Below are 9966 nucleotides of genomic sequence, written 5' to 3'. Positions count from 1 at the left end.
CACCGAGGACCCCCCCGCCCAGGACAAGGCCACCACCGACCAGGACCAGGACCTCACCGACCAGGACGAGGACCTCACCGAGGAGGACCAGGGCCTCACCGACCAGGACGGAAATCTCGCCGAGGCGGACGAGGGCCGCACCGACGAGGACGGGGATCTCATCGAGGCGGACGCGGATGCGCCCGCTGAGCGGCACGCGGCCGATTCCGAGGACGACCTCCCCGATCCCGCCGAGGACCTGTCCGAGGCCGCCGTGGAGCCGTCCGAGGCCGGGGAGGACCTGTCCGAGCGGGACGAGGACGTAGCCGGGGAGGACGAGGACCCGTCCACCGACGACCCGTCCACCGAGGACGAGGATCTGTCCGGGGAGGACGAGGAGGAGCGGGACGACGCCGTCGAGGTGATCGTGACGGCCGGGGAGGACGCCGGCGCGCGGAAACGCGCGCCGAAGCCGGCCGAGCCCGAGGAGGACGACGTCACCCAGGTCTTCCAGCTCCCCCTGCTGGCGGAGCCGAAGCCCGTCGCCCCGGCGGTCCAGCCCGCGCGCGAGCCCGACCGCCCGCTGGAACGCGACCGCCGCCCCGCCAAGCCCGTCCCGCCCAAGCCCGCCAAGGCACCCGAGCCCGAGGCGTTCGAGACGACGCCCGCCGTGGCGCTGCCGCTCCCCTCCACCGCACAGCCGCCCGTGGACGAGGCGGGGTTGTTCCGGGTGGGGTCGGCGCCGCCCGCCGAGGCCGCGCAGGTCACTCCGGTGGTGCCGTTCGCCACGGCTCCGGTCGCCGAGGCGGGAACCGACAGGGACCGGCGGGAGTCGCCGTCGCTGGTGACCCGGCTGGCGTCCAGTTCCTCGTTCTGGCTGCCCCCGCTGCTGACCGTCGAGGGCCTGGTCATGTACGTCCTGGCGCTGCGCGTGCCCGAGGGCGTCATGCGGGGCGTCGACCTGGACAAGATCGACGGGCTCGGCCTGGTGTCGGTCCTGCCGGTGACGGCCTTCGCCGCCATCGCCCTGATCATCGTGTCGTTCTTCGTGACGCTGACCCAGAACACCGACCGCAAGGGCCTGCTGCTCCTGCAACTGGCGGCCGTCACGTTCACGCTGCACGGCGCGGCGGCGCTCATCGAGAGCGAGCCGCGCTTCCACACCGCCTGGGTCCACGCGGGCTTCTCTGAGTACATCGGCCGCGCCGGGGAGGCGCTGCCCGGCCTGGACGCCCGGTTCGCCTGGCCGGGCTTCTTCGCCCTGTTCGGCTTCGTGCTGCGCGCCGCGGGCATCGAGGACCCCGCGACCGTCCTGCAGTGGACGCCGCTGGTGTCCAACCTGCTCTACCTGCTGCCGTTCGTGCTGATCCTGCGGCAGCTCGTGGCGACCACGAGGGCCCGCTGGTTCGCCGCGCTGCTGTTCATCCTGGTGCAGTGGATCGGGCAGGACTACTTCTCCCCGCAGGGCTTCACCTTCGCCCTGTACCTCGTCTTCATCGCGATCCTGATGCGCTGGTTCGGCCGCGCCGAGCCGAGGACGGCGCCGCTGCCGCCCAAGGGGATCCTGCGCCGCCTGCTGGCCCGGCTCGACCGGCTCTCGCCGGGCGAGCTGCCCGCCAGGCCCACGACCGTGACCGACCGGGTGGTGCTGCTGACGCTGCTGGTGGGGCTGTTCGTGGCCACCACGGCGACCCACCAGATCACCCCGTTCATGATGCTGGGCGCGCTGACGGGCCTGATCCTGCTGCGCCGCAGCACGCTGTCCCTCGCGCTGCCGGTGTTCCTCGGCCTGATCGTGATCGCCTGGATCAACTACCAGGCGACCCCGTTCTGGAGCGGCCGGATCAACGAGCTGTTCGGCGGCATCGGCAAGATCTTCGCCAACCTCCAGGAGAACACCGGCGACCGGCTGGTCGGCACCGACCCGCAGCACGCCATAGTGCTGAAGGTCCGGCTCGCCATCTGTGGCGTCATCCTGCTGTTCGCGGCCATCGGGCTGCTGCGGCGGCTCCGGCGCGGCGTGGGCGACCGCACGGCGGCGGTCCTGCTGTGCGTGCCGGTGCTGGCGCTCGGCCTGCAGAGCTACGGCGGCGAGATCGGCCTGCGGGTGTACATGTTCGCCCTGCCCGCCGCTTGCATCCTGGGCGCGTACGCGTTCTTCCCGAACCTGCCCGCGCACACCTCCGACGAGCGGGAGGGCGAGACCGTGCCCGTCCGGCGCCGTCCGCGCCCGCTGCGGTTCGACCCGGCGACGACGCGGCGCGTCTCGGCGGTGCTGGCGGCGGTGACGGCGCTGGTCCTGTCGGTCGCGTTCCTGGTGGCCCGGTACGGCAACGAGAAGTTCGAGCGGGTCACCACCGGTGAGGCCGCCGCGATGCACTACATCTACGCGCACGACCGGCCGAGCGCCCGGGTGTTCTACCTGGTACCCGTGGTCGGCGAGGAGGTCACGCCCACGATCCCGTGGCGGGAGCGGGACATCGACCGCGTGGAGTACGACCAGGCGCTGGTGACCAAGGACCCGGCCGACGTCAGCGGGGTGCTCACCTCGCTGCGCAGCAAACCCGCCAACACCTTCGTGATCGCCAGTCGCGGCCAGGCGGCGTATCTGGAGCTGAACCACGGCTTCCCCACCGGCTGGGGGGAACGCTTCCGCGCGTCGCTGGAGTCCTCGCCGAACCTCAAGCGGGTGTTCTCCAACGCGGACGCGGCCATCTTCACGCTGCGCTCGTACCCGAAGGGGTCGGAGATCCCGCCGCCGACGCCGGTGACGATGGTGGGCGACCGCTCCACCCCGTGGACGCCGCTCGGCCTGGTCGCGCTGGCCCTGGCCGTGTTCACCCTGTTCGCCGCCGAGCTGTCGCGGCTGCGCGGCACCGAGCGCGCGGCGCGCGGGCGGCGCAAGCTGGTCGTGCTGGGCGTGCTCATGACGCTGGCCGCGATGGCGGTCATCGTGGAGCGGTTCGTCACCCTGACCTCGGGCTGACCGCAGTCACCCTGACCTCGGGCTAGACCACCGCGCGCCCCGGGCCGCCCGCCCGGGGCGCGCGGGGCGGGGTCACTGGCCCCGGTCGCTCCACTTGACGTCGTACGGGTTGAGCTGGAACGCCCGGCCGTCGACGGTGACGGCGAGCGGGTCTGCCGTCGTGTTCACCATGATCATCTGCTTGTCGACGGCGAGGACCTGGACCCGCTGGTCGGAGACCGCGACGTCGGCGAGCCGCGCGCCGGCGGGGAACCAGCGGGTGAAGCCGCTGAGCAGCCCGGCCATGGGCATCTCCGTGCCGTCGGCGGGCGACCAGAGGCACCCCGGGCAGTCGTCGCCGGCCTTGCGCTCGGGGTTCCAGTACAGGGCGGTGGCGGCGCCGCTCCTGGCGAACTCCATCATGGCCGCGGTCTGCACCGCCGTGCGGTGCTGCTCGTCCCAGTCGATGCTGTCGGGGGCGACGTACCACTCGGCCCACCAGACCGGCATGTCGCCGCTCCTCTGCCGCAGCCAGGTGGTGACGGCGGAGAACTTCTTGACCGCCGTGAACTCGTCGGGGACCAGGCCGCGGTCGTCGGTGGCGGAGGAGGCGTCGACCACGATGAAGTCGGCGCCCCTCTTGTGCTTGAGCCAGTAGTCGACGCTGTCGAGCGTCTTGCGCCCGACCGCGCCCCAGGGGCCCTTCAGGTTCGACGCGTCCGTGCCGGCGGCGTGGCTGTCCATCGGGATGTACGGGCCGCCGACCTGCACCTTGGGGTTGACGGCCTTCAGCGCGTCGTAGACGCGGTTGTAGAGGTCGGTGTAGGCCTCCACGTCCCAGTTGTCGTGCGCGTCGTCCCAGAAGCCCTTGAACTCGTTCCAGACCATGAAGTGGGTCACGGTGGGGTACCGCTTGGCGACGGTGGCGGCGAGCGCGGCGTAGTCGTCGAAGTGGTCGCGCAGCGGGGCCACTTCGATCTTGCCCCAGCTCGTGCGCCCCTCGGAGCCGCCCTTCATCCAGTCGGGGGCGCAGCACAGGGTCAGCACGGGCTGGGCCTGGGTGGCGGCCATCAGCTTGACCCGGCGGTCCAGGTCACGGAAGTCGTACTTGCCCGGCATCGGCTCGGGGTTGCCGGCCCCCCAGCCCATGATGTGCTGGTTCTGCAGCATGGGGACCCGGGCGAGCAGTTCGCGCGCGCCGTCGAGGACCGACCGGTCCTCGTTGTCGGCGCTGAACTGGGTGTGGGTGACGCCCCAGCGCGGCCAGCTGTCCACGACGGGCGGCTGCTCGACCTTCGGGGGCGGTTCGGGGGTGGCGAGGATCGTGGCCGCCACGCCCTCGGATCGGCCGCCGCCGCGGTGTGCCGCGTACGCCAGGAGCCCGACCACCATGGCCAGGGCGAGGAGACCCGCGCCTAATGCGACCGGCCCACGGGGAATGTAGCGACTCCGCGCATGCCGACCATTGTTCTCCAACACTCCGTCACCGTATCCGCTTGCGCTTGCAGAACCCTTGAAGGCTCCACTCTGAGTCATGGGTCATAAGCTGACCGTCATCCCGCCCCCAGGACCCGGCCGTCCACCAGCAGACTGCCCCAAAACCCCGTATAGAGGCCAGGTCCGCATAGAAGGCTCCGGCTAATAATCAAGGATCACAAGGTGTCAACTGATTCATGAAAGGGGTATAAACCCGGCGACCGAGGATTTGAGGGGGCACAGTGGCCCAGGCATGGCTGCCCGTCGCCAGTCGAATTCCCGCTCTCGAGGACTCCGGCGCCATGTCCGGAGGCATTCCCCGGGTGGTCTGGTTCATCTGGCCGACCGATCCCCAACGGGTGTCGGCCCGATCCGTGGCCCAGCGGCTTGTACAGATCAAGCGTCCCGCCCATCTGGTGTGGAATCCCGTCACCGGACAGATCATGCAGTCTCTGCCGCCCACCAGGGCGGCGAACGGGCTGCCGGGCGAGCTCAACCGGCATGGCCGGGTGTGCGTGCAGATCCGGGTGCTCGGTTCGGTGGAGGAGCCCTTCACCGAGAGCAAGCTCGACGGGCTGGACGACATCCTGGCCTGGCTCGACTCGTGGGAGGTCCCGCGAAGATGGCCGGCCGGCCCGCCGCTTCCCTACCCCCATTCGGTGGCCGAGCAGGGCAGCCGGCGGCTGTGGGCGAGGGGCGGTCACTTCGGCAACTCCCAGGTGCCCGGCACCTCGGAGGGCGACCCGGGACCGATCGACGTACATCGCATCGTGAGCGGTGCCGGCCCCCTGGAAGTGCCCCGGCCGCGCCAGGGCATGGATCAGGGGATCACGGCGGAGAGACTGGATCGTTAGATCACCGACGGCCGATGACCGCACCGTGATCTGATCTTTATCCTACTATTACACCCCAGGCACCAAGCTGGGTAAAAGGCGTGGGCTCTGCCTGCACCGTACTTCTCCACCCAGTAGGAGCCCATGCGCATCTCCGTCGTCCATCCTCGGGAGCTCGGCCCGTCCGAGGCGGCCCGGTGGAGGGTGCTCCAGAGCGGAGACCCCGCGCTGGACAGTCCCTTCCTGTCCCCCGAGTTCGCGATCGAGACCGGTCGCGTCCGCGAGCAGGCACGCGTGGCCGTGCTCAGCGACGGCGCCGACATCGTGGGCTTCTTCCCCTTCGAGCGTCACCAGATCGGGATCGGGATGCCGATGGCGGCCGGGCTGACCGACGCCCAGGGAATGGTCCACGCCAAGGACATCGAGCTGGACCCGCAGGAGCTGATGAAGGCCTGCGGGCTCGCCGTCTTCGAGTTCGACCACCTGCTGGCCGGCCAGCCGATCGTCCCGCCCAAGCACAGCCGCCACCCCTCGCCGGTCATCGACCTGTCCGACGGGTACCCCGCGTACGTGGAGACGCTCAAGGAGGTCTCGGGCAAGACCTACAAGTCCACCGCCTACAAGTCGCGGAAGCTCCAGCGCGACTTCGGCGAGCTGCGCCACGACTACGGGGTCACCGACGAGGCCCCGCTGCGCACCCTGATCGACTGGAAGACCGACCAGTACCGCCGCACCGGGCGCGCGGACCGGTTCTCCCGGCCGTGGATCCTGCGCCTGGTCCAGAACCTGCTCCAGATCGACACCGAGCACTTCGGCGGGTCGCTCGACATGATCTACGTCGACGGCCGCCCGGTCGCGGGGCACTTCGGGCTGCGCACCAAGACGACGCTCGCGGGCTGGTTCCCCGCCTACGACCCCGCCTTCGCCAAGTACTCCCCCGGCCTGATCCACCACCTGGCGATGGCCGAGCGCGCGGCCGAGGCCGGCATACGTTTGATCGACATGGGACGCGGCGAGAAAGAGTACAAGGAGAAGCTCAAAACGGGTGAGCTCTGGGTCACCGAAGGCCGCATCGCGCGGCCGTCCGCGGGGGCCGGAGTCCACTGGCTCGTGCGGGTCCCCGTCCGGAAGGCCCGTGGAACGGTCCTCGCCAACTCGGTACTCCGCGAGACCGCTGATCTGGCACTGAAGACTTACGGGAAGATTCGCACTTCTATCATGTCGTAACGGTTGCGACCCTTCCATGCGCTACCTTTTCTGCTTGGCCGTCCGGCGAAAGCAGGATGAGGCGGTGGAAAGGAGGGCGCGATGAGCCCGGAGCAGCTCCTCGCGGCCCGAACCGGCCGCGAAGGCGTGTACCTGCCGTCCAACCGGCTGGGTCTCTACCTCGCGCTGCGGCACTGGTGCACGCCCGGTCAGCGGCTGCTGATGTCGCCGATCTCGGCCGACGAGATCCTGTTCCTCGTCCTCGCCGCCGGGCTCATCCCGGTGATCGCGCCGATCTCCATCCTCGACGGCAACATCGAGATGACCCGCGTCATGCTGGGCAGCGTCGACGCGGTGCTGACCACCAACCTGTACGGCCTGCCGGACGACGTGTACGCCATGGCGGGGCTGGTGGTGATCGAGGACGCCGCCCACGCGGCCGAGACCTCGATCGGCGGCCGGCCCATCGGCTCGTTCGGCGTCGCCGGGGTGTTCAGCATGTCCAAGCACGCCGGCGCCGGGGCGGGCGGGGTCCTGGTGGTCGACGGCGCCGCCGACCGGCGCGAGCTGGAGCGCGAGCGCGACCTGCTCCTGCAGCCCGGCGCCCTGCGCAGGGATCTGCTGGGCATCGCCACCTCCGTCGCCCGCCGTTACGCGCTCAAGTACGACATGGCCCGCCCGGCCACCCTGCTCGCCCGCGTCCTGAAACTGGAGGAACCCCGCGAGGGGTACCGCATCGCGCTGCGGGAGGAGGAGCTGCGCTCGGCGCTCGCGCAGGCCCCGAGCCTGCCCCCGCTCGACCGGTGGGTCCGCGCCGACCTGCACGACTACCGCAGCGCCCGGGGCGGTGTGGCACGGTGGTACCAGAGCCGCCGCCTCGCCCGCCTGCCCGAGGACCGAGACCGCAGGCTCGCGGGCGTCGCCCTGCTGGCTGAGCTGCCCACGGTGGCGCGCGGGGTGCTCGACCAGGTGGACCAGCCGCTCTTCCGGGTGCCGCTGCTCGTGTCCGACCGTGACGAGGCCATCGCCGCGCTGGCGCGGCGCGGCGTCCCGACCGGTTACCTGTACGACCCCCCGTACGACGACTACGCCAACCCGTTCGTGGAACCGTCGCAGGACCGTGCGGCGGCCCGCTGGTGGGCCCAGCACGTGCTGCCCATCGACCCGCTGTACGCGCACCGCGCCCTGCCCGTCGTCGGAGCCCTCCAGCCGGCGCCCCCTCCGGGCGACCGGCTCATCCCCAGCGCGGCCTGACCGGGCACCACCCACAGATCCCTGCCCGGACGCGCGCGGAGCCGCCTCACCGGTCCGCGATGAGGCCGGCGACCACCGCGCACCCCTTCCGCACGTCCGCCAGGGACGCCGAGCCGTACCCGATCACCAGCCCGTGGTGGCTGACCGGCCCGGCGTGGTGCAGGGCCGTCGTGCGCAGGAGCACCCCCCGCTCGGCCGCGGCGGCGACCACCGGCTCGATCTCGGCCTCCGGCAGCCGCAGGAAGACGTGCAACCCGGCCGAGTCGCCGCTGACCCTCGGCCCGAGCGTCTCCATGACGGCGGCGCGGCGGCGCGCGTACTCAAGGCGCATGCGCCGCAGGTGCCGGTCGAGGTCGCCGTGTTCGAGCAGGACCGAGATGGCCTCCTGCAACGGGCCCGAGGTCCGGTCGGCCAGCCGGGTGCGCGTGATGGCCACCTCGGCCAGCAGGCCGGGGGGCGCGACCAGCCAGCCGATGCCGACGTCGGGGGCCAGGGACTTCGACAGCGTGCCGAGCAGCACGACCCGCTCGGGGTCCATCCCGTAGAGCGCCGCGAGGGGCGCCACGTCGTAGCGGAACTCGGCGTCGTAGTCGTCCTCCACGACGACGGCGCCCGTGCGGCGGGCCCAGGCCAGCAGCCGTTCCCTGCGGGGGATCGGCAGCCGCCCGCCCAGCGGGTACTGGTGGGCGGGGGTGGTGAACAGCACCCGCAGGTCGCCGGGCAGCTCGGCGGGGATGACGCCCTGCTCGTCCACCGGGCACGGGACGACGCGCGCGCCGCGCGCGGCGAAGACGTTGCGCGCGGTCGCGTACCCCGGTTCCTCCACGCCGGCGCCGTCCCCCGGGCGCAGGAGCGTCGCGGCGACCAGGTCCATGCCGTGGCCGGTCCCCCGGGTGACCATCACGTTCTCCGGTCCCACCGGGACGGCCCGCGCCCTGCGCAGGTGGTCGGCCAGCAGTTCGCGCAGGCGGGGGTGCCCGTAGGGATCGACGACGTCGCCGGGCGGCCGGTCCGCCGCCCGGCGCCAGGCGCGCCGCCACGCGGCCCGGTCGTAGTCCCGCACCCACGGTTTTCCGGGGCACAGGTCGATCGTCCCGGCGCCGGGGCCGCTCGGGAGGACGGGCGCGGCGTCGCGGGGCCCGGCTCGTGGCGCGGGCGCGGCGGGCCGCAGGGATTCGGAGACGTCGGCGACGTAGGTGCCCGACCCGTGCCGGCCCTCCAGCCACCCCTCGGCGTACAACTGCTGGAAGGCCTCGGTCACCACGGTGCGGCTGACGTCCAGCAGCCGGGCCAGCTCCCGGCTGGACGGCAGCCGTTCCCCGGCCCTGAGCGCGCCCGCGCGCATGCCGTCCCTGAGCTGGTTCCCGAGCTGGACCGAGAGCGCCGCCGGCGCCGCGCGGTCGAGGATGAGCGGAAGGTCGACGCGGCCGGGCAAGTGGTCCCCCGAAAGTGGTCATGAGTGGACGTACACCACCAGTCCACTTGCCGCCTACGTTAGCGTCATGCTCTCCACCACACCTCGCACGACCCTGCTCCGCTCGAAGGAGCGAGCCCGCGCGGACGCCTCCGACCTGCACGCCGTCCTCGACGCCGGCCTGATCTGCCACCTCGGCGTCGTGGTGGACGGGTCGCCCCGGGTGATCCCGACCGGGTACGGCCGCATCGGGGACACGCTCTACCTGCACGGGTCGACCGGCGCCGTCTCGCTGCGCGGGACCGGCGAGGTCTGCGTCACCGTGACCCACCTCGACGGCATCGTGCTGGCCCGCTCGGCCTTCCACCACTCGGTGAACTACCGCTCGGCGATGGTCTACGGCACCCCCCGGGTCGTGCGGGACGACGAGGAGCGGCTGGCCGGGCTGAGGGCGATCACCGAGCACCTCGCCCCCGGGCAGTGGGACGCCGTGCGCCCCCCGGACCGCAAGGAGCTGGCCGCCACGACGGTGCTGGCGCTCTCCCTGGCCGAGGCGTCGGTGAAGGTGCGGACCGGGCCGCCCAAGGACGACGAGGAGGACTACGCGCTGCCGGTCTGGGCGGGCGTGCTGCCGTTGCGGGTGAGCTGGGGCACCCCAGAGCCCGACCCGGTACTGCCCCCCGGCGTCCCGGTGCCCGCCCACATCGCCGGACGCGGCCGGCCCGCCTGAGCCCTCCGGTTCTCACCCGTTCGGCGCGGCTCCCCCGGGCCAGGTCAGCGGCCTGTCCCGGCCACCGGACAATATGATCAGTATTTACTGACAATGGTGTCGACAATAT

6 protein-coding genes and 1 pseudogene are annotated in these 9966 nt (G+C 71.9%); 5 read left to right on the top strand and 2 right to left on the bottom strand.

The window, feature by feature from the left end; all coding sequences use genetic code 11:
* Nucleotides 1–2965: pseudogene (locus NYZ98_RS29805) on the top strand (hypothetical protein); the annotation flags it as partial.
* A 72-nt stretch (nucleotides 2966–3037) separates the two neighbouring features.
* Here the strand turns inward: NYZ98_RS29805 and NYZ98_RS29800 are convergent.
* A complete protein-coding gene (locus NYZ98_RS29800; protein WP_262846893.1) occupies nucleotides 3038–4336 on the bottom strand; it encodes a GH39 family glycosyl hydrolase in 1299 nt (432 codons plus the stop codon).
* Nucleotides 4337–4662: 326 nt separating this feature from the next.
* On the opposite strand from NYZ98_RS29800, the gene NYZ98_RS29795 reads away from it, so the two are divergent.
* The 3 genes from NYZ98_RS29795 (at nucleotide 4663) to NYZ98_RS29785 (ending at nucleotide 7713) form a co-directional block, all read left to right on the top strand.
* Complete coding sequence (locus NYZ98_RS29795) at nucleotides 4663–5274, top strand: hypothetical protein (protein ID WP_262846892.1); 612 nt, start codon at nucleotides 4663–4665, stop codon at nucleotides 5272–5274.
* 123 nt (nucleotides 5275–5397) lie between these two features.
* Entirely contained in the window at nucleotides 5398–6480 is a 1083-nt protein-coding gene (locus NYZ98_RS29790; protein WP_262846891.1) for a GNAT family N-acetyltransferase, read from the top strand.
* Nucleotides 6481–6561: 81 nt separating this feature from the next.
* On the top strand, nucleotides 6562–7713 hold the full coding sequence (locus tag NYZ98_RS29785) for a DegT/DnrJ/EryC1/StrS family aminotransferase (protein WP_262846890.1): 1152 nt from the start codon (nucleotides 6562–6564) through the stop codon (nucleotides 7711–7713).
* Between the two features lie 46 nt (nucleotides 7714–7759).
* On the opposite strand, the gene pdxR is transcribed toward NYZ98_RS29785, so the two are convergent.
* Entirely contained in the window at nucleotides 7760–9148 is a 1389-nt protein-coding gene (gene pdxR / locus NYZ98_RS29780) for a MocR-like pyridoxine biosynthesis transcription factor PdxR (RefSeq protein WP_262846889.1), read from the bottom strand.
* 67 nt (nucleotides 9149–9215) lie between these two features.
* On the opposite strand from pdxR, the gene NYZ98_RS29775 reads away from it, so the two are divergent.
* Nucleotides 9216–9857, top strand: coding sequence for a pyridoxamine 5'-phosphate oxidase family protein (locus tag NYZ98_RS29775; RefSeq protein ID WP_262846888.1), 642 nt, complete (start codon nucleotides 9216–9218; stop codon nucleotides 9855–9857).
* Nucleotides 9858–9966: the final 109 nt, after the last annotated feature.

It is taken from the genome of Sphaerisporangium corydalis (genome assembly GCF_025506355.1).
Lineage (GTDB): Bacteria > Actinomycetota > Actinomycetes > Streptosporangiales > Streptosporangiaceae > Sphaerisporangium > Sphaerisporangium corydalis.
This window is presented reverse-complemented; position numbering and strand designations above follow the sequence as displayed.

Excerpts from the sequence above, each read along its gene's own strand:
- NYZ98_RS29775 (WP_262846888.1), top strand. The coding sequence starts at position 9,216 with ATGCTCTCCACCACACCTCGCACGACCCTGCTCCGCTCGAAGGAGCGA.
- NYZ98_RS29790 (WP_262846891.1), top strand. The coding sequence starts at position 5,398 with ATGCGCATCTCCGTCGTCCATCCTCGGGAGCTCGGCCCGTCCGAGGCG.
- NYZ98_RS29800 (WP_262846893.1), bottom strand. The coding sequence starts at position 4,336 with ATGGTGGTCGGGCTCCTGGCGTACGCGGCACACCGCGGCGGCGGCCGA.
- NYZ98_RS29785 (WP_262846890.1), top strand. The coding sequence starts at position 6,562 with ATGAGCCCGGAGCAGCTCCTCGCGGCCCGAACCGGCCGCGAAGGCGTG.